Genomic DNA, 17,970 nt, shown 5'->3' on the forward strand with positions numbered 1-17,970 from the left:
GGCACTCTGTGGGCAGCGTCCACGGGATTACGGTGAGGACATGGAAAGCAAGGGCACGCCGGTCGGGCGGCGCGTGGTGCTCGGCATGCTCGGGCTGGGTGCCCTCGGCGTGGCGGTGGGCAGCCGGGTGCAGGACGGCCTGGACTCGGCGCTGTCGCAGGTGACGAGCAAGGACCCCACCGGTCTGACGGGACTGCTGCCAGGCGGCGGGGGGTTCCGCTTCTACAACGTGACGGGCTCGGTCCCGCACCGCGACGCCACGGACTACCGGCTGACCGTCTCCGGACTCGTCGAGCGCCAGGCCGGTTACACCCTTGCCGACCTGCGGGCCATGCCGCAGACGCACATGGTGCGCGATGTGCAGTGCGTGACCGGGTGGCGGGTGGACGACACCGCCTTCGAAGGGGTGCGGCTGTCCCATCTGCTCGACCTCGCGGGCGTACGGGACGGGGCCGGCGCCATCCGCTTCACGTGCTTCGACGGCGCGTACACCGAGAGCCTGACTCTCGAACAGGCCCGCAGGGACGACGTGCTGGTCGCGCTGAAGATGCAGGGCAAGCCGGTGACCCCGGCCCACGGCGGTCCGGTGCGGCTGTACGTCGCGCCGATGTACTTCTACAAGTCCGCCAAGTGGCTCTCGGGCATCGAGGTCACCGAGGCGGTGCAGCCCGGCTACTGGGAGCACTACGGCTACGACGTCGACGCCTGGGTCGGCCGCTCGAACGGACGCGACGATGCCCCGACTTCCTGAGTCCGTACGCCGTTTCACCCGGGCCGAGCGCTGGGTGCACCGCAGCACGGCGACGCTGATGATGATCTGCCTCTTCACCGCGGCGTGCCTCTACCTGCCCCCGCTCGCCGAGATCGTGGGCCGCAGGCGCCTGGTCGTCACCGTCCACGAGTGGTCCGGCATCGCGCTGCCGGTTCCGGCGTTCGCCGGCCTGGCCTCCCGGGCGTTCCGGCACGACCTGCGGCGGCTCAACCGCTTCGTTCCGTACGACAGGAGCTGGCTGCGCGCCGCGTTGCGCGGCCGGCTCTACCAGGGGCGCCCGGCGGGCAAGTTCAACGCGGGGCAGAAGCTCTACGCGGCCTTCGCGGCCGGAGCGGTGCTGGTGATGCTGGGCACCGGGCTGATGATGATGTTCCCGCGGCTGACGGCGGTCGTGTGGCGTACGGGGGCCACCTTCGTCCACGACTGGCTCGCGCTGGCCGTCGCGGTCGCGGTCGCGGGCCACTGGTGGATGGCGGCCCACGACGCCGAGGCGCGGCTGGGGATGCGCACGGGCTTCGTCACGCCGAACTGGGCGCGGCTGCACCATCCGCACTGGGACCACGCCGAGGACGCCGCGGACGGGGACACGGCGGTCGCCGGGCGGACCGCGTCCGCCGCCGTCCCCTCCGCCGGTTCCTCGGATGCCTCCGGTTCATCGGGTTCCTCGGGTTCCGGTGGCCCGGCGGGCGGCCAGGACTCCTGATCCGCGGGCCGCGGGGCCGTTCCCCGCGCTCCTGAACCGTTCGTGATGCGCCGTCGACGATTGACGCCGACGGCGCTTAGGCATGTTCATGCAAATTTTGCCGTCCCAGGTCTACTCGCATAGACCCTCCCGGCGCGATTCTGATCCGGCACGTCCGCACCACCCGTGAGATTCCGCATCCGGTGCCACCCCCGTACCCGCGCGCCGTCCGCGCGCCCGTCTCAGGAGACCCCATGCGCCGAATCACCACCGGCTTCGCCGCCGCCGCGGTCGCCGCTGTCGCCACCGTCGCCCTGACCACGCCCGCCAACGCCGTCCCCGCCGACAAGGCCCAGGTGCTGTCGAGCTGGACCCAGACCAGCGCCTCCAGCTACAACGCCTGGTCGGCCGCGCGCCAGAACCAGGCCGCCTGGTCGGCCTACGCCTTCGACTGGTCCACGGACTACTGCAGCACCTCCCCGGACAACCCCTTCGGCTTCCCGTTCGCGACCTCCTGCGCCCGGCACGACTTCGGCTACCGCAACTACAAGGCCGCCGGCACCTTCTCGGCCAACAAGAGCCGGCTGGACAGCGCCCTCTACGAGGACCTGAAGCGCGTCTGCGCGGGCTACAGCGGTGCCACCGCGACCGCGTGCAACGGCACCGCGTGGACCTACTACCAGGCGGTCAAGGCCTTCGGCTGACCGGCGCCCCCCGCCGCAACCCGCTCCGGCGCGCGCCCGGCCCTCCGTCGACACGGAGGGCCGGGCGCGTTGTCGTCGCCCCGCGCCCCCGTCAACTCTGGTTGACGTGCGGCGTCTGTCAACGTAGATTGACAGGCATGACCGAGGCAACCGATCTCGCCGAGCGTGCGGGAGACCGTGATCCGCGGATCGGGCTGCGGGCCGTCGCCGCACTGCGGCGGCTGCTGGAGCAGCTCGAGGCCGTGCAAGTCAGGAGCGCGCGGGCCAAGGGGTGGTCCTGGCAGGAGATCGCCCACGAACTGGGCGTCAGCAGGCAGGCCGTGCACAAGAAGTACGGGAGGAATTGACGATGTTCGAGAGGTTCACCAAGAGCGCTCGCGACGTGGTGGAGGGCGCGCTCGCGCGCGCCGACAAGGTGCGGGACGAGGCGGTCGCCGAGGAGCACCTGCTGTTCTCGATCCTGGACGCGGACGGTACCCGGGCCTCCGGCGTGCTCGCCGCGCTGGGCGTGGACCGGCGTCGCGAGGAACTGGCGCAGGCACTCGCGCAGACCCGGCGCCGCGGCGGGGTCTCACGGGCGGACGCCGAGGCGCTTGCCGGGCTCGGCATCGACGTCGCCGAGATCGTCGCCCGCGTCGAGGACGCCCACGGGGCCGGAGCGCTGGCCGTCGGCCGCAAGCCCCGGCGGTGGCGCCCGGCCGGGCGCCCGCCCCTCACCCGCGGCGCGAAGACCGTGCTGGAGCGCTCGCTGCGGGCCGCGCTCGCCCGCGGCGACCGCCACATCGGTGACGAGCACCTGCTGCTGGCGCTCGCCACCGGTCCCGGCGTGGTGGCCGACGTGCTCGCGGAGTTCGGGGCCTCGTGGGCCGACATCGAGCGGGTGCTCGGGGAGGGCGACGAGGGCCGGGCCCGGGCGAGCTGACGGGCCGCGGGCGTGGCCGCGGTGCCGTCCGCGACCGCGTACGACCGCGTACGACTGCGTTGACGTGCCGAACGCACCCCGGGCGCGCCCAGGACGCCCTGATCCGCGGGGTGCGCACGTTCGGCCGAAGGCCCGGGGGAGGGCGGTCTTCGGGGGCGCCTCCCAGCGGGGGCCGGGCAGGCGCCTCCCTCGGACGGCGCCGCCTGCGGGCAGCAGGTCGCGCGGGGCGAGCCGATGCCACGGCCCTGAGCACCGCCACGGTATGACGGTGCTTCGGACGAGCTGGGCGGAGGTGGCCTCGGTGCGGGGCCTGGAGATCGTCGTCGTGGTCCTCACGGCGGTACTGGTACTGACCTGGGTGGCGCGGCGGCTGCGGCTGAGCGAGCCGCTGCTCCTCGTCGCGGGCGGCTGCGCCATCGGGTTCGTCCCGGCCCTCGGATCGGTGGAACTCCCCTCGGACGTCGTGCTGCTGCTGTTCCTCCCGGCGCTGCTGTACTGGGAGTCGCTGTCGACGTCGCTGCGGGAGATCCGGACCAACATCCGCACGATCTTCATGCTGTCGACCGTCCTGGTGCTGGCCACCGCCGCCGCGGTCGCCTCCGTCGGCAACGCGCTGGGGCTGTCCTGGGCGATGGCGCTCGTCCTGGGCGCGGTCGTGGCCCCCACCGACGCCACGGCGGTCGCCGCGGTCGCCAAGGGCCTGCCGCGCCGCACGGTGACCATCCTGCGTGCGGAGAGCCTGGTCAACGACGGCACGGCACTCGCCCTGTTCGCGGTCGCGGTCGGCATCGCCACCGGCGCGCACCCCTTCGGCTGGGGCAGCGCCGTCCTGCGATTCGCCGTGGGATACGTGGGCGGCGTGGCGGTGGGACTGGCGGTCGCCGCCCTGGTCGTCGTCGTGCGCGGGCGCGTACGGGACCGGCAGGTGGAGACCGCGCTGAGCCTGCTGACCCCTTTCGCGGCCTACCTGCCGGCCGAGGCGCTGAACCTCTCCGGTGTGCTGGCCGTGGTCGCCTGCGGGCTGGTCCTCAGCCAGGCGGGCCCCCGGCTGATCCCGGCCGGGACGCGGATTCGGACCGAGGCGTTCTGGGAGACGACGACCTTCGTGCTCAACGGGGCGCTCTTCGTGCTGGTGGGCATGCAGGTGCCCGGCGCCGTCCGGGGGATCGCCTCGGTGCGTCCCGTCGAGGCGCTGCTCGGGGCGCTGGCCACCGGCGGGGTCGTGATGGCGACCCGCCTGGTGTGGACGTACACCGTGCCCTATCTCATCCGGCTGATCGACCGGCGGGCCGTGCAGCGCACCCTGCGCATGGGCGCCCGCGAGCGGATGCCGCACGCCTGGGGCGGCATGCGCGGCGCGGTGTCGCTGGCGGCGGCTCTGGCCGTACCGATGACGGCCGTCGACGGCAGCCCGCTGCGCGGCCGTGACGCGGTGGTCTTCGCCACGGTCGTCGTGATCATCGTGACGCTGCTCGTGCAGGGCCAGACCCTGCCGCACGTGATCCGATGGGCGCGCCTCGCCCCCGACACCTCGGTGGCGGACGAGGAACTGCTGGCCCGCCGGGAGATGACCGACGCCGCCCTGCACGCCCTGGAGGGCGCCACGGACCGGCCCAGTGCCCACGCCGAGGTCGCCGAGTCCCTGCGGCAGGAACTGCTCGCGCAGCGCGACGCGTTGTGCGACGACAGCGTCGGCCGCTCCTCACCCCGCGCGGTGCTGCGCGCCGACCGCGAGCTGCGCCGCCTGGTGGTCGGCGTCAAGCGGACCACCGTCGTGCGCCTGCGCGACAGCGGCCGCATCGACGACATCGTCCTGCGCCGTGTGCAGGCCGCCCTGGACGCCGAGGAGATGCGCCTCGACATCGCCGAGGCGGCCTCGGCGCGGGAGCCCTGACGCCAGGGCACGCCGACCGTGTACGTTCGGCACGTGAACGATCACGAGGGTGACAGCACGTCCGGCGCGGCCGGTGTGCGTGAACTGCTGCGGAGCATCGAGGTCTTCGCGGGGGACCTGCCGGGCTTCGACCCCGCGGCCGCTCCGGAGGACCCGGTGGCCCTGTTCACCGAATGGCTGCTGGCGGCGGTACGGGCCGGGGTGCGGGAACCGCACGCCATGACGCTGGCGACGGTGGACGCGGACGGGAATCCGGCCGCCCGGGTGCTCATCCTCAAGGACGTGGGCGAGCGGGGCTGGCAGTTCGCCTCCGACGCCGGCAGCGCCAAGGGCCGCGACCTGGCCGCCCGCCCCAGCGCGGCGCTCACGTTCTACTGGCCCGCGCTCGCCCGGCAGGTCCGGGTCCGCGGTCCCGTCGTGGCCGAGGACCCGGAGCGCAGCGCGGCGGACTTCCTGGCCCGCGGTCCGGGCGCGCGCGCCGAGGCCCTGCTCGGCCGGCAGTCGCAGCCGCTGGCCGACCTGGCCGAACGGGACGCGGCCGTGCGGGAGTCCTCGGCACGGCTGGCCCGCACGCCGGGCCTCGTGGCGCCGGGCTGGACGCTGTACGCGCTGCGCGCGGTCTCCGTCGAGTTCTGGCAGGGCGACAAGGAACGACGGCACACCCGTCTCGTCTACCGCGCGTCCGCCCAGGGGTGGACGAAGCAGCTGCTCTGGCCCTAGGTGTCCTGTCCGGGGAGGTCGTGGACGGTGAAGCGGGCCCCGGTCGAGGGATCTCGACACGGGTGAGGGCCTTCGGGCCGGTGGTGGATCGCGACTCCGCACCGCGACCGGAAAGGCCTTCGTGCCCCACCGGAACGCACCCCTGACCGAGACCGGGCGGCCGCGCCCGGCCCGTTGTGCCGCGGACGACGGCCGGCTGCGCACCCGCGGCCACGACCGCGGACACACCGCCCCGAACGGCACACCACCAGCGGGCCGTAGCGGCATGCGCGCCGCGGCCGCGGGACGTGTGCGTCGACGTGGCCGGGCGTGCGGGCGGGCTCGAGCGGGCGTGCATCCCGTCGGCGCCGGCCGGCCCGGAGGCGCTTCGCGGTGGGACGCCGCGGCCTTCCGGCGGCCGGTGGGGGATGTGGGCATCGCCCCCGGACCGCCGGGAGGCCCACGGCACGTGTCCCACCGACGTCCCGGGACGGCACACCTCAGCCCGGCGGCCCCGGCCGGGCCGCCTGCCGGTCAGCGGCCGGGGAAGAACTCCCGCAGGTAGTCGTTGCGGAAGGTGCCGTTGGGGTCCCGGCGCGCGGCGAGCGCGCGGAAGTCGTCGTAGCGCGGGTAGAGCGCCGGGAGGTCGGCGGCCGGGGTGGTGAAGAGCTTGCCCCAGTGCGGGCGGGCGGAGAACGGGCGCAGCGCCTGCTCGATCGCCTTGAGGGCGGGCAGGACCGCCGCGGTGTCGGGGATCCAGGTGAAGTGGAAGGCGACGCTGTCGCGCCCGAACGCGGGGCTCAGCCACAGCTCGTCGGCCGCGATGGCGCGGATCTCGCCGATCTGCACGGCGGGCGCGAAGTGCTCGCGCACCTCCCACAGGGCGTCGAACGCCGCCGGGGCGTCCGCGCGGTCCACGAAGTACTCCGACTGGATCTCCTCGCCGCTGCTGGGCGTGAACTCCATCCGGAAGTGCGGCAGCCGCTCGTACCAGGAGCCGACGTCGCCGTTCTGCGGAGTGCAGTGCGCGGCGGGCATGCCCGGGACGGGATGGCGGGGGCCGTCGGCCAGGACGGCGCCGTACCACTCGCGTGGCGCCGGGGCGGGGGGCGCCGAGGGGTCCTCGACGCGCTCCTTGAGCCACACCTGCTCCAGCACGGGGTCCTGCCAGCGCGTGAAGGCGGACACGCTGTACCCGGCGGACATCACCTCGGCGAAGTTCCGCCCCAGCTCCTCGCGCGGCATGTCGTCGTACACCCACTGCCGCACGGAGAAGGCGGGCAGCAGGTCCAGCGTCAGGTGCGTGACGATGCCGAGCGCGCCGAGGGAGACGACGGAGCCCTCGAAGTCCGGGTCGCCGCGGCGGACCTCGACCTGCTCGCCGTCGGCGGTGACCATGTTGAGCGCGCGGACGGCCCCCGCCAGGCACGCGTTCGCGGTCCCCGAGCCGTGGGTGCCGGTGGCGCACGCGCCGGCCACGGAGATGTGCGGCAGCGAGCCGAGGTTGTGCAGCGCGAAACCCGCCCGGTCGATGGTCCCGGCGATCTCGCCGAAACGCAGGCCCGAGCTCACGGTCGCGGTGCGCGCGGCGCTGTCGACGTCGACCACGGGCGGCAGCGCCGCGGTGGAGACGTGGTCGCCGTCCGTGTCCGCGACGGTGCTGAAGGAGTGCCGGGTGCCCAGCGGCCGGATGCGCTCGGAGCGGGCCACGATCTCCTGCAGTGCGCCGACGGACTCCGGGCTGTGGAGCCGCCGCGCGTGGAAGGCGATGTTGCCGCCCCAGTTCCTCTCCGCGGACATCGTGGTCGTTCCTTTCCGTCGTACGGCGCCCGGCGTGCCGCCAGGCGCCCGGACTGGTCGGCGCGCGCACCAGCGGTGAGCAGCGCCGATGGGGATCGTACGCCGCCCGCGGTTCGGCCGGGACGGGGGCCGGTCGCGGACCGGGACCGGGAAAGCCGGGCGCCCGGCACCGGAGGCCGCGCGGGGCGGCCCGGGTGCCGGGCGGCGGGACGTGGGTCAGGCGACGGTGCCGGACTTCGCGATCTCGATGCGGGCACTGGTGGTGCCGCTGCGCGAGCCGAGCGACTCGATCTTCTTGACCACGTCCATGCCCTCGACGACCTCGCCGAAGACGACGTGCTTGTTGTCCAGCCAGTCGGTGACGATGGTCGTGATGAAGAACTGCGAGCCGTTGGTGTTCGGGCCCGCGTTGGCCATCGACAGCTGGCCCGGCTTGGTGTGCTTGAGCTGGAAGTTCTCGTCGGCGAACTTGGCGCCGTAGATGCTCTTGCCGCCGGTGCCGTTGCCGGCGGTGAAGTCACCGCCCTGGAGCATGAAGTCCGGGATGACGCGGTGGAAGTGCGAGCCCTCGTAGCCGAAGCCGTTCTCGCCGGTGGCGAGCTCGCGGAAGTTCCGCGCGGTCTTGGGCACCACGTCGTCGAAGAGGGTGAAGACGATCCGTCCGGCGGGCTCGCCGTCGATCGTGATGTCGAAGTACACGTCGTTGTTGCTCATGCCGACATTTTCACATCCCCGCTCGCCACTCCCGACCGCGCCCCGCGCGGGACACGCAGTTGACCAGCCGCGCGGCGGTGCGCATAGCATCCGGGGCATGCCGGAAACCGTGACCTTGCGAGGCGGGTACGTCCGCCTGGAGCCGCTCACCGCGGACCACGCGGACGGGCTGCTGCGCGCCGCCCAGGAGTCCCGCGACACCTATGGATTCACCTTGGTGCCGGACGACCTGCCCGCGATGGAGCGGTACATCCAGGGGGCACTGGCGGACCAGGCCACCGGCGCCGCTCTCCCGTTCGCCGTGGTCGACATCGCGCGCGACACCCTGATCGGCTCGACGCGCTTCCTGGACCTCGACTACTGGACCGCCACGCCGGCCCGGCCCGCGGGGCGCACCGCACCGCGCCCGGACGGGGTGCCCACGGTCGCCGAGATCGGCAGCACCTGGCTGTCCGCCTCCGCCCAGCGCACCCCCAGCAACACCGAGGCCAAGCTCCTGCTGCTCACGCACGCCTTCGAGACCTGGGGCGTGCTGCGCGTCACGCTCAAGACCGATGCCCGCAACGCCCGCTCGCGCGCCGCGATCGAGCGCATCGGCGGACGCTTCGAGGGCGTCCGCCGCGCGCACGTTCCCGCGACCGACGGCACCGTGCGCGACAGCGCGTACTACTCCGTCCTCCAGGACGAGTGGCCCGGCGTCAGGGCGGCTCTGGAGGAGCGTCTCCGGAGGTCCTGACGGCGGCCAGGACCTCCGGGGCGGCCGAGGCCCGGGGGACCTACGGGATCTCGACGCCGGCCTGCGCCGACAGGCGGTCGATCTCGGTGAGTTCGGCCTCGGTGAGGGGCGCGGCGTCGAGGGCGGCGAGGTTCTGGTCGAGCTGGGCCACGCTGCTCGCGCCGATGAGGACGGAGACGACGCGCGGGTCGCGCAGGACCCAGGTGAGGGCCAGCTGCGCGAGGGTCTGGCCGCGTTCGCCGGCAAGCTTGTTGAGGGCGTGGAGCAGCGTGAGCTTCTCGTCGGTGAGGGCGTCGCGCTTGAGGAAGTGGCCGAGGGCCATACGGGAGTCCGCGGGGACGCCGTCGAGGTAACGGTCGGTCAGCTGGCCCTGGGCGAGGGGTGAGTAGGCGATCAGGGCGGTCTCGGTCTCGCCGACGGCGTCGAGGACGCCGGCCTCGGGGCTTCGCTGCAGGAGGCTGTAGGCGGCCTGGTGGATCAGCAGCGGGGTGCCGAGCTCGCGCAGGATCTCGGTGGCCCGGCGGTGGGCGTCCGCGGGGTAGTTGGAGATGCCGGCGTACAGCGCCTTGCCCTGGCGGACCGCGGTGTCCAGGGCGCCCATGGTCTCCTCCAGGGGCGTGTCGGGGTCGAAGCGGTGGGAGTAGAAGACGTCGACGTAGTCCAGGCCCATGCGGCCGAGGGACTGGTCGAGCGAGGCCAGCATGTACTTGCGGCTGCCCCACTCGCCGTACGGACCGGGCCACATGTCGTAGCCCGCCTTGCTGGCGATGAACAGCTCGTCGCGGTACGGGCGCAGGTCCTGGGCGAAGAGGGTGCCGAAGTTGGCCTCGGCCGAGCCGGCGGGCGGCCCGTAGTTGTTGGCGAGGTCGAGGTGGACGACCCCGCGGTCGACGGCACGGCGCAGCACGGCGCGCTGGGTCTCCAGCGGCGAGGTGTCGCCGAAGTTGTGCCACAGGCCCAGGGAGACGGCGGGGAGCAGGACCCCGCTGCGGCCGGTGCGGCGGTACTGCATCGAGGCGTAGCGGTCTTCGGCGGCGAGGTAGGGCACGCGGGGGCTCCCGGTCGAGGTGTCGATGTAAGAAAATGTTCGGGATTGGGAGGCTACCCCTGGGGCTTGGCCGTGTCACCCGGGTTCCGGACCGTCCCCTGCCCCTGCCCGCGGGGCAGGTCGGACCGCCCGGGAGGTGCCGCCGGACGCGGGGTCGGCCCGTGCCTTCGCGGTGCGGCCGAGCGCGGAGCGAGAGCCGCGGTCACCGGTCCCGGAGGGCGGCGACGCCGTCGGGAATCGACGCGGGCCGGTCGTCGGTTGTCCTGCTGGACACGACGACGTGTGCGGGCGCCACGACGCCTTCCTGGAAGGCGGGTTGGAACGCCCATGTCATGCCTTATCCGGCATCGAAGGTCGTAAGCGGACATATGTATCCACAGTGCATGCGTAGGCAATAGGCACGTGATGGGTGTCACGCGGCGAACACGCTCCGGCAGGTTTGAACCACCGAGCGTCGATTTATCTTCCCCGTATTCACCGCCTGTGCAATGCCGTTCGCCCGGGGTCATTATTTCGCCTACGCAGAGCGGACACTTCTCACGTAACGTCACGGAATTCATTGATCGACTTGCCGGTCCGGGATTGCTGTGATTCGGGACCTTGCCGGGGCGCGATTGCGTCGTCTAGCTTCCAAGTCCCGCAGGCCGGATGCCGGCGGGAATTCTTCCGAGTGGAACGCCTAATCCTGCCGCCACTCGTAAGCCGGATGACAAGACCGCACGGCAGGAGCGGGGGACCCAGGTAAGTGCCGTTCCGTGTCACGGGACGGCTTGGGGTGAAGTCGCAGCGACGTGCCTTTAGTCGGCATGCCTCGAAGCGGCCGGGCATCTCCAGCCCGAACCCGACAGCTCACCTCGTAGGCGTCGGAGAGGAATTCCCCATGCCCGCAAAGGGAAAGCACCGTCGTCAGCGGACCAATCGATTCGTCCGTCTCGGCGCATTCGCCGGCACCACGAGTGCCGCGATCGCCCTCCCGGTCGTCGGCGCCACCGGCGCCCATGCCGCACCGGTGAGCGTCTGGGACAAGGTCGCCAGCTGCGAGAGCACCAACAACTGGGCCATCAACACCGGTAACGGTTTCTACGGCGGGCTGCAGTTCACCCAGAGCACCTGGGCCGGTTTCGGCGGGACCAAGTACGCCGCGCGTGCGGACCTCGCCACCAAGTCCGAGCAGATCGCCGTCGCCGAGAAGGTGCTGGCCGTCCAGGGCCCGCAGGCCTGGCCGGTGTGCGGCCCCAGGGCCGGTCTGACCAAGGCGATGGCCGACACGTCGGCCACCCCGGAGAGCGTCGCCGGTACCGGTACCACCACCCCCAAGCCCGCCACCCCCGCCACCCCGGCGAAGGACACGCAGGCCTCCAAGCCCGCCACCGGCGACACCTACAAGGTCGTCGTCGGCGACACCCTCTCCAGGATCGCCGACGCCCAGGACGTGACCGGCGGCTGGCACGAGCTCTACGCGGCCAACCGGTCCGTCATCGGCGCCGACCCCAACCTGATCCGCCCCGGACAGGTCCTGGCGCTGAGCGGCAAGGCCACGGTCGCGCTCCCGGACAAGCCCGCCGCGAGCACGCCCGCCCCGGCCAAGCCCTCCTCCTCGTCCGCCTCCGGCTACACGGCCCCGCTGGACCACGTCACCCTGGGCACCCCGTACCACCAGGCGGGTTCCATGTGGTCGAAGGGCTACCACACCGGTGTCGACTTCATCGCCTCCACCGGTACCAAGGTGAAGGCGATCGCGTCCGGCACCGTGGTCTCCGCGGGCTGGGGCGGCTCCTACGGCAACCAGGTCGTCATCAAGCACGCCGACGGCAAGTACTCGCAGTACGCCCACATGTCCTCGCTGTCGGTCTCGGCCGGCCAGACCGTCTCCGAGGGCCAGCAGCTGGGCCTGTCGGGCGCCACTGGCAACGTCACCGGCCCGCACCTGCACTTCGAGGTGCGCACCACCGCGTCGTTCGGTTCCGACATCGACCCGCTGGCCTACCTGCGCGCGCACGGCGTCAGCATCTGAGCCCACTGATCACCCGTCATCCGGCGGTAGCATGTGCCCTGTTCCCCGCATTCCGGGGGCAGGGCACTTGCCGTTGGCGAGTGACCGAAACGGATCGAATATTTCCATTTCTGGTTTCCTCTCGAACGAACGATCAGTAGCCTCTGAGCCACGCGGCCGTCCGCACGGCCCGCTGTCCTGATCCCGACGAGCTGGAGTCGTTGATGGAGCGTCCTGCCTGGGCCCCCCACGGAATCGACCTGTCCGTGCCGAGCGTGTCCCGCATCTACGACTACTACCTGGGCGGCTCGCACAACTTCGAGGTCGACCGGGAGGCGGGGCGACGGGCGATCGAGGCCTTCCCGGGCCTGCCCAAGATCATGCAGGCCAATCGCGCCTTCATGCGCAGGGCCGTGCGCTTCGCGGTGAACGAGGGCGTCACCCAGTTCCTCGACATCGGCTCCGGCATCCCCACCTTCGGCAACGTCCACGAGGTCGCCCAGGCCGCGAGCCCCGGCGCCCGCGTGCTCTACGTCGACAACGATCCGGTCGCGGTCGCGCACAGCCGCGCCGTGCTGGACGGCAAAGAGGACGCCGTGGTCGTCGCCGCCGACCTGCGGTCCCCGCGCGACATCCTGGACAGCGAGGAGGCCGGCCGGATGCTGGACCTGGACCGTCCGGTGGCGCTGCTGCTGGTGGCCGTCCTGCACTTCCTCGAGGACGCCGACGATCCGGCCAAGGCCGTCGCCGAACTGCGCGACGCCCTCGCTCCGGGCAGCCTGCTGGTCCTCACCCACGCCTCCATGGAGGGCGGCCCGCGCCGGCCCGAGGAGGGCGAGGGGGTGCAGAACGTCTACCGCAGCGCCAGTTCACCCTTGATCATGCGGTCACGGGACGAGGTGGAGACGTTCTTCGACGGCTTCGACCTCGTCGAACCCGGTCTGGTCCCGGCACCGCTGTGGCGGCCGGACGGCGCGGACGACGACGAGCCCGACCCGGTCGTCTTCAGCGGGTTCGCGGGCGTCGGCCGCAAGGCGTGACCGTGGCCACGGAACCCGACCCGGAACCGGACCCGGAGTCCGCCGACAGCCTGCGGCGCTTCGCGATCATCTGGAGCCGGGCGATCTATCCGGCCACCGCCACCTCCATGACCCGCGGCGAGTTCGAGGAGTACCTGCTCCCGCTCGCCGCGCGGCTGGAGGCGGCCCTGCACGCCCAGCCCTTCGACCCGCGCGCCGGTGCGGAGATCGGCGCGGCGCTGGTGGCCGCGCACTGCACGGACCCCGAGTCGCTGCCCCGCATCCTCGGCGTCGTGGACGCCTACCTGCTGCTGTACTCGCCGCTGGACCCGTCGCTGCCGGCCGACGAGGGCCGCACCCGCTCCGCCCGGCTGCAGCACTGGATGGCCTCCGGCTACGCGCGCGCCCTGCAGGAGCGGACCAGGACCGAGCAGGAGGCGCTGTCCCGGGCCGCGCTGGCCGCCCGCATCGCCGTCGAACAGGCCCTCCACGAGAGCGAGGTGCGGTTCCGCGCCGTCTTCCAGGGCGCCTCCATAGGCATCGGCATCGCCGACATGGAAGGCCGCATCCTCGACGTCAACGACGCCCTCACCGCCATGTTCGGCGGCATGGAACGCCGCATCCTCAGCAGGAACGTCTACGACTGGGTGCACCCGGAGGACGCCCCCGAGGTCTGGGAGATGCAGCGCCAGCTCAACCGGGGCGAACGCGACCGCTACAGCGTGGAGAAGGCGTACTACCGCCCCGACGGCACCGCCCTGTGGACCAATCTGACGGTCTCCCTGCTCCGCGACCACGCCGGCGTCCCGCAGTACATGCTCGCGCTCACCGAGGACATCACCGAGGAACGCCTGCTCAACGAGCGCCTGCGGTACGAGGCGACACACGACGCGCTCACCGGGCTGGCCAACCGGAACCTGTTCTTCGAGCGCCTGGAGCAGGTGCTCGGAGGCCCGGACGGCTCGCGCGTCGGGGTCTGCTACCTCGACCTCGACGGGTTCAAGGACGTCAACGACAGCCTCGGCCACGCGGTCGGCGACCGGCTGCTGGTGGCCGTGGCCGAGCGGCTGAAGGCCTGCGTCACCTCGTCCGACCAGCTCGTCGCCCGGATCGGCGGCGACGAGTTCGCCGCGCTCGTGGTCAACCCGGCGAGCCGCGCGGACGTCACCGGCCTCGCCGACCTCGTGCTCGCCGCGCTCGCCGACCCCATCCGCGTCGACGACCGCGAACTGTCCGTGCGGTGCAGCATCGGCATCGTCGAGGGCCAGGCCGGCAGCCTCGGCCCGGCCGAGGTGCTGCGCAGCGCCGACATCACCATGTACCGCGCCAAGGCCGCGGGCGGGAACCGCTTCGAGCTCGCCGACCCCGACTCCGACGCCCGCGCCATCACCCGGCACGGACTCACCAACCGGCTGCCCATCGCCCTGGAGCGCGGTGAGTTCTTCATCGAGTACCAGCCGCTGGTCCGGCTCGCGGACGGCAGCGTGCGCGGCGCGGAGGCGCTGGTGCGCTGGTGCCACCCGGTGCACGGGGTGCTCGGTCCCGACCGGTTCATCCCGCTGGCGGAGAGCACCGGGCTGATCGTGCCGCTCGGCCACTGGGTGCTGGAACAGGCCGCCTGGCAGGCCCGCGACTGGCAGTTCCCGCGCAGCGACGGCCACCCGCTGCGGATCAACGTCAACCTGTCCCCGGCGCAGTTGAGCCACCGCGGGCTGGTCCCGGAGACCCTCGCCGTCATCAAGGACGCGGGGCTGGAGCCGACCGCCCTGTGCCTGGAGGTCACCGAGAGCGCCTTCATCGGCGCCGACGAGGAACTGCTCCGACCGCTGCGGGAGTTCGCCGACCTGGGCATGGCCATCGCGCTGGACGACTTCGGCACCGGCTACTCCAACCTGGCCGCGCTGCGCCGGCTGCCGATCACCACGCTCAAGCTGGACCGCTCCTTCACCCGCGGCATGCAGCAGCACCCGGCCGACCCGGTCGACGTGAAGATCGTCGAGGTCGTCGTCGACCTCGCCCACACGCTCGGCCTGTCGGTGACCGTCGAGGGCGTCGAGACCGGCACCCAGGCCGAGTACCTGCGGGCCCTCGGCTGCGACACCGCCCAGGGCTGGTACTACGCCAGACCCGGCCCGCCCGACCGCCTCCACTCGCTGTCGCTGGTCGACGCGACGGCCTGAGCCCGGGCGCTGCCGCGGGCCGTGAGGTCGCGCGGGGGGTGCCGCGCGATCGCCGCCCTTCGCTGCCGCTGGACGACGCGACGGCCTGGGCGCGGGAGGTGGGGCGGGGGGCACGCGCCGGCGGAGTCCCTGTCGGGGAGCGTGCGGTTCGCGGTGCGGTGGGTTGTGCCGTGGTGGGGCCTCTGGATGTGATGGCCCGGACGAGGGTGGGACGGCCGCTGGGGGCCCCTGTGGTGGTGCTGCGGGCTGTGAGGGGGTGCGCGGGGCCGCCCGATTGCCTTCCCCTCGCTGTGCCCGGTGGACGCGAACGGGGTCGTGAGCGGCGGTGCGGTGGCGGCCGTGCGTGGTGCCGTGGCGTGTGACGCCGTGCAGGCCCGTGCCCGTGCGGCAGCGGCCGGGTCTGGCGGCGAGGGTGCCGTTCCCGTCGCAACCCGGCCCGGGACGTGGCGGATGCGCTCCTATTCGTCCAACTCGCCGAGAAAATCGCGCAGTACGCCCTCGAAGGCCTCGGGACGTTCCAGGTTGGGCAGATGCCCGGCCTCCTCCACCACCGCCAGCCGCGAACCGGCCACGGCACGGTGCATCGCCTCGGCCTCGGCGACGGGGGTGAACACGTCGTCCCGGCCGACCACGATCAGGGTGGGCACGCGGACGGCGGCGAGCACGTCGCCGTAGTCCGGACGGATGGCGCGCCCGCGCAGCGCGGCGGCGGCGCCCCCGGGCGGGGTGCCGCGCATCATGCGCAGCACATGGGCGGCCACTTCGGGCCGCCCGCTGACGTTGTACGGCGCGAGCATCCGGTCCAGCACCTCGTCGGCGTACCCCGCCATGCCCTCGCCGAGCAGGCGCTCGGCCATCGCCTCGCGGGCCTTCCTGCCGTCCTCGGTGTCGGCGCCGGGGAAGGTGTCCGCGAGGACGAGCGCGGCGACCCGTTCCGGGAAGCGCCGCTGGAACTCCATCACGATCTGGCCGCCCATCGACAGCCCGCCGAGCACGACCCGGGCGACTCCCAGGTGGTCCAGCAGGGCGGCGAGGTCCTGCGCGAAGGTCCCCAGCGGCGTGATGCCGGGGACCACTTCGCTGGCCCCGTAGCCGCGCAGGTCGGGGGCGATCACCCGGCGCCCGGACGCGGCGGCCGCGGCCAGTTGGGGGGCCCACATGGTGCGGTCGAAGGGGTGCCCGTGCACGAGCAGCAGCGGGAGCGCGGCGCCGTCCCCGTGCCCGCCCTCGTCCTCGTCCTCGTAGGCGACGGTGATGCCGTTGACGTGCGCGGTCGCCACAACCGTGCCCCTTTCCCGCCGGAGGATTCCCCGATCGCCCGACGGTGCCGGGCCGTTGGCCGTGATGCTAGGCGCCCCCTCTCGCTCCGAGCAATAAGCTCTTTGCTCTCGGTGCAATACGGGCTTCGCTCTGGAGGGGACATGCCGACGGAGGACTACCGCACGGTCGCCGACGCCGTGGCGGCCGACATCGCCGCGGGCCGGCTGCGTCCGGGTGACCGGCTCGCGCCGCAGCGCGCCTTCGCGCGGCGGCACGGCATCGCCAACTCGACGGCCGTCCGCGTCTACGCCGAACTCGCCCGCCGCGGGCTGGTCGTCGGCGAGGTGGGCCGCGGCACCTTCGTCCGCGCCACCGCACCGGCGGCGGGCCCCGCGCTCGCCGAACCCGCGCGGCAGCGCGTCGACCTGGAGCTCAACTACCCCGTCGCCGAAGGCCAGTCGGAACTGCTGGGCGCAGGCCTCGCCCCACTCCTGCGGCCGGACGTCCTCGGCGCGGCCCTGCGGCCGCTCACCGCCGACGGCACGCCGGCCGCCCGGGAGGCGGTCGCCGCGCTGCTGTCCGGCCCGGCGTGGCGGCCGGACCCGCGGCGGCTGCTGTTCGCGGGCAACGGGCGCCAGGCCATCGCCGCGGCCGTCGCCGCCCTGGTCCCGCCGGGCGGCCGGCTCGGCGTCGAGCCGTTGACGTACCCCGCGATCGCCTCCGTCGCGGCACGGCTCGGAGTGAGCCTCGTCCCCGTTCCGTGCGACGAGGACGGCGTGCGGCCCGACGCGCTCGCCGCACTCCACGCCGCCGCTCCGCTGCACGCCCTCTACCTGCAGCCCACGCTCCACAACCCGCTCGGCGTCACCATGTCCGGCGACCGCCGCGCCGAGCTCGCCGCTACCCTCGGCCGGCTGGGCCTGCACGCGGTCGAGGACGCCGTCTGGGCCTTTCTGCGGCCCGACGCACCGCCCCCGCTCGCCGCGTACGCGCCCGGGCACGTGATCCTCACCGACAGTCTCTCCAAGCGGCTGGCCCCCGGCCTCACCGCGGGCTTCGCCCTCGTCCCCGGGGCACTGACCGCCCCGGTCGCCGCCGCCCTGCGCTCCGCGGGCGGTCTCGCCACCGGCTTCGCCCTGGAGGCGGCCACGCGGTGGATCGGCGACGGGACGCTCGACACCGTGATGACGGCCAAGCGGCACGACGCGGCCGCCCGCGCGCGCCTGGCCGCCGAGCGGCTGGCCGGCTTCGCGGTGTCCGCCGACCCGCACGCCTACTTCTGCTGGTGGCGGCTGCCCGGCCGGTGGCGGGCCGACACCTTCGTCGCCGCGGCCGCCCGGCACGGCATCGCCGTCACCCCCGCCGCCGCCTTCGCCGCCGGGAAGGGCGGTGCCCCGCACGCCGTGCGGATCGGCCTCGCCTCACCGTCCCCGCAGGTCCTCGGGCGTGCGCTGGACACGCTCGCGGTGATCGCCAAGGGGGCACCGGAGGACAATTCCGCCGAGTGAGCGCAAGCGGTTCGGAATCCTAGCGAGTCCGTCGCACGT

Annotated in this window: 17 protein-coding genes, 1 pseudogene and 1 riboswitch; of the genes and pseudogenes, 13 read left to right on the forward strand and 5 right to left on the reverse strand. The window is 73.2% G+C overall.

Annotated features, from left to right (window positions below; genetic code table 11):
- Positions 1 to 40 precede the first annotated feature (40 nt).
- From PV364_RS04180 to PV364_RS41195, 8 genes and pseudogenes are all read left to right on the forward strand, one after another.
- Positions 41 to 751 carry a molybdopterin-dependent oxidoreductase gene (locus PV364_RS04180; RefSeq protein WP_319658242.1) on the forward strand — a complete coding sequence of 237 codons (711 nt, stop codon included), beginning with the start codon at positions 41 to 43 and terminating at the stop codon, positions 749 to 751.
- Positions 735 to 1,475, forward strand: coding sequence for a cytochrome b/b6 domain-containing protein (locus PV364_RS04185; RefSeq protein WP_319658243.1), 741 nt, complete (start codon positions 735 to 737; stop codon positions 1,473 to 1,475). Before PV364_RS04180 ends, PV364_RS04185 begins: the two co-directional genes overlap by 17 nt.
- Positions 1,476 to 1,708: 233 nt before the next feature.
- Positions 1,709 to 2,158, forward strand: coding sequence for a phospholipase (locus PV364_RS04190; RefSeq protein ID WP_319658244.1), 450 nt, complete (start codon positions 1,709 to 1,711; stop codon positions 2,156 to 2,158).
- A 137-nt stretch (positions 2,159 to 2,295) separates the two neighbouring features.
- Positions 2,296 to 2,505, forward strand: a complete 210-nt coding sequence (locus PV364_RS04195; protein ID WP_319658245.1) for an HTH domain-containing protein — start codon at positions 2,296 to 2,298, stop codon at positions 2,503 to 2,505.
- Between the two features lie 2 nt (positions 2,506 to 2,507).
- Positions 2,508 to 3,080 (forward strand): Clp protease N-terminal domain-containing protein, encoded by a 573-nt coding sequence (locus PV364_RS04200; protein WP_319658246.1) that lies wholly within the window; start codon positions 2,508 to 2,510, stop codon positions 3,078 to 3,080.
- Positions 3,081 to 3,348: 268 nt separating this feature from the next.
- On the forward strand, positions 3,349 to 4,974 hold the full coding sequence (locus tag PV364_RS04205) for a Na+/H+ antiporter (protein WP_319658248.1): 1,626 nt from the start codon (positions 3,349 to 3,351) through the stop codon (positions 4,972 to 4,974).
- Positions 4,975 to 5,007: 33 nt separating this feature from the next.
- Positions 5,008 to 5,694: a pyridoxal 5'-phosphate synthase gene (locus PV364_RS04210; protein ID WP_319658250.1), complete on the forward strand. Its 687-nt coding sequence runs from the start codon at positions 5,008 to 5,010 to the stop codon at positions 5,692 to 5,694.
- Between the two features lie 121 nt (positions 5,695 to 5,815).
- A pseudogene (locus PV364_RS41195) lies at positions 5,816 to 5,914 on the forward strand (IS481 family transposase); the annotation flags it as partial.
- A 293-nt stretch (positions 5,915 to 6,207) separates the two neighbouring features.
- On the opposite strand, the gene PV364_RS04215 reads toward PV364_RS41195, so the two are convergent.
- Positions 6,208 to 7,473: a D-arabinono-1,4-lactone oxidase gene (locus PV364_RS04215; protein WP_319658252.1), complete on the reverse strand. Its 1,266-nt coding sequence runs from the start codon at positions 7,471 to 7,473 to the stop codon at positions 6,208 to 6,210.
- Positions 7,474 to 7,689: 216 nt separating this feature from the next.
- Positions 7,690 to 8,187, reverse strand: coding sequence for a peptidylprolyl isomerase (locus PV364_RS04220; RefSeq protein WP_319658253.1), 498 nt, complete (start codon positions 8,185 to 8,187; stop codon positions 7,690 to 7,692).
- 97 nt (positions 8,188 to 8,284) lie between these two features.
- On the opposite strand from PV364_RS04220, the gene PV364_RS04225 reads away from it, so the two are divergent.
- Positions 8,285 to 8,923: a GNAT family protein gene (locus PV364_RS04225; protein ID WP_319658255.1), complete on the forward strand. Its 639-nt coding sequence runs from the start codon at positions 8,285 to 8,287 to the stop codon at positions 8,921 to 8,923.
- Positions 8,924 to 8,963: 40 nt separating this feature from the next.
- Here PV364_RS04225 and PV364_RS04230 read toward each other — a convergent pair whose 3' ends face one another.
- Both PV364_RS04230 and PV364_RS04235 read right to left on the reverse strand, forming a co-directional pair.
- On the reverse strand, positions 8,964 to 9,971 hold the full coding sequence (locus tag PV364_RS04230) for an aldo/keto reductase (RefSeq protein ID WP_319658257.1): 1,008 nt from the start codon (positions 9,969 to 9,971) through the stop codon (positions 8,964 to 8,966).
- A gap of 202 nt (positions 9,972 to 10,173) precedes the next feature.
- On the reverse strand, positions 10,174 to 10,305 hold the full coding sequence (locus tag PV364_RS04235) for a hypothetical protein (RefSeq protein WP_319658259.1): 132 nt from the start codon (positions 10,303 to 10,305) through the stop codon (positions 10,174 to 10,176).
- A gap of 332 nt (positions 10,306 to 10,637) precedes the next feature.
- Positions 10,638 to 10,847, forward strand: a riboswitch (cyclic di-AMP (ydaO/yuaA leader).
- 4 nt (positions 10,848 to 10,851) lie between these two features.
- Here PV364_RS04235 and PV364_RS04240 point away from each other — a divergent pair.
- The 3 genes from PV364_RS04240 to PV364_RS04250 all read left to right on the forward strand — a co-directional run bounded on the left by PV364_RS04240 (position 10,852) and on the right by PV364_RS04250 (position 15,163).
- Positions 10,852 to 11,985 carry a transglycosylase family protein gene (locus tag PV364_RS04240; RefSeq protein WP_319658261.1) on the forward strand — a complete coding sequence of 378 codons (1,134 nt, stop codon included), beginning with the start codon at positions 10,852 to 10,854 and terminating at the stop codon, positions 11,983 to 11,985.
- A gap of 203 nt (positions 11,986 to 12,188) precedes the next feature.
- Entirely contained in the window at positions 12,189 to 13,004 is an 816-nt protein-coding gene (locus PV364_RS04245) for an SAM-dependent methyltransferase (RefSeq protein ID WP_319658263.1), read from the forward strand.
- A gap of 2 nt (positions 13,005 to 13,006) precedes the next feature.
- Positions 13,007 to 15,163, forward strand: coding sequence for a putative bifunctional diguanylate cyclase/phosphodiesterase (locus PV364_RS04250; RefSeq protein WP_401974080.1), 2,157 nt, complete (start codon positions 13,007 to 13,009; stop codon positions 15,161 to 15,163).
- 458 nt (positions 15,164 to 15,621) lie between these two features.
- Here PV364_RS04250 and PV364_RS04255 read toward each other — a convergent pair whose 3' ends face one another.
- Positions 15,622 to 16,443, reverse strand: coding sequence for an alpha/beta fold hydrolase (locus PV364_RS04255; protein WP_319658267.1), 822 nt, complete (start codon positions 16,441 to 16,443; stop codon positions 15,622 to 15,624).
- Positions 16,444 to 16,584: 141 nt separating this feature from the next.
- Here PV364_RS04255 and PV364_RS04260 point away from each other — a divergent pair, with 141 nt between their 5' ends.
- Positions 16,585 to 17,931 carry a PLP-dependent aminotransferase family protein gene (locus tag PV364_RS04260; RefSeq protein ID WP_319658269.1) on the forward strand — a complete coding sequence of 449 codons (1,347 nt, stop codon included), beginning with the start codon at positions 16,585 to 16,587 and terminating at the stop codon, positions 17,929 to 17,931.
- Positions 17,932 to 17,970: the final 39 nt, after the last annotated feature.

It is taken from the genome of Streptomyces sp. MI02-7b (assembly GCF_033793585.1).
In the GTDB taxonomy this organism is placed as follows: Bacteria; Actinomycetota; Actinomycetes; order Streptomycetales; family Streptomycetaceae; genus Actinacidiphila.

What these genes read in the sequence shown, in the direction of transcription:
- PV364_RS04195 (WP_319658245.1), top strand. Translation starts at nt 2,296, where the DNA reads ATGACCGAGGCAACCGATCTCGCCGAGCGTGCGGGAGACCGTGATCCG.
- PV364_RS04185 (WP_319658243.1), top strand. Translation starts at nt 735, where the DNA reads ATGCCCCGACTTCCTGAGTCCGTACGCCGTTTCACCCGGGCCGAGCGC.
- PV364_RS04240 (WP_319658261.1), top strand. Translation starts at nt 10,852, where the DNA reads ATGCCCGCAAAGGGAAAGCACCGTCGTCAGCGGACCAATCGATTCGTC.
- PV364_RS04180 (WP_319658242.1), top strand. Translation starts at nt 41, where the DNA reads ATGGAAAGCAAGGGCACGCCGGTCGGGCGGCGCGTGGTGCTCGGCATG.
- PV364_RS04260 (WP_319658269.1), top strand. Translation starts at nt 16,585, where the DNA reads ATGCCGACGGAGGACTACCGCACGGTCGCCGACGCCGTGGCGGCCGAC.
- PV364_RS04220 (WP_319658253.1), bottom strand. Translation starts at nt 8,187, where the DNA reads ATGAGCAACAACGACGTGTACTTCGACATCACGATCGACGGCGAGCCC.
- PV364_RS04245 (WP_319658263.1), top strand. Translation starts at nt 12,189, where the DNA reads ATGGAGCGTCCTGCCTGGGCCCCCCACGGAATCGACCTGTCCGTGCCG.
- PV364_RS04235 (WP_319658259.1), bottom strand. Translation starts at nt 10,305, where the DNA reads ATGACATGGGCGTTCCAACCCGCCTTCCAGGAAGGCGTCGTGGCGCCC.
- PV364_RS04225 (WP_319658255.1), top strand. Translation starts at nt 8,285, where the DNA reads ATGCCGGAAACCGTGACCTTGCGAGGCGGGTACGTCCGCCTGGAGCCG.
- PV364_RS04215 (WP_319658252.1), bottom strand. Translation starts at nt 7,473, where the DNA reads ATGTCCGCGGAGAGGAACTGGGGCGGCAACATCGCCTTCCACGCGCGG.
- PV364_RS04190 (WP_319658244.1), top strand. Translation starts at nt 1,709, where the DNA reads ATGCGCCGAATCACCACCGGCTTCGCCGCCGCCGCGGTCGCCGCTGTC.
- PV364_RS04200 (WP_319658246.1), top strand. Translation starts at nt 2,508, where the DNA reads ATGTTCGAGAGGTTCACCAAGAGCGCTCGCGACGTGGTGGAGGGCGCG.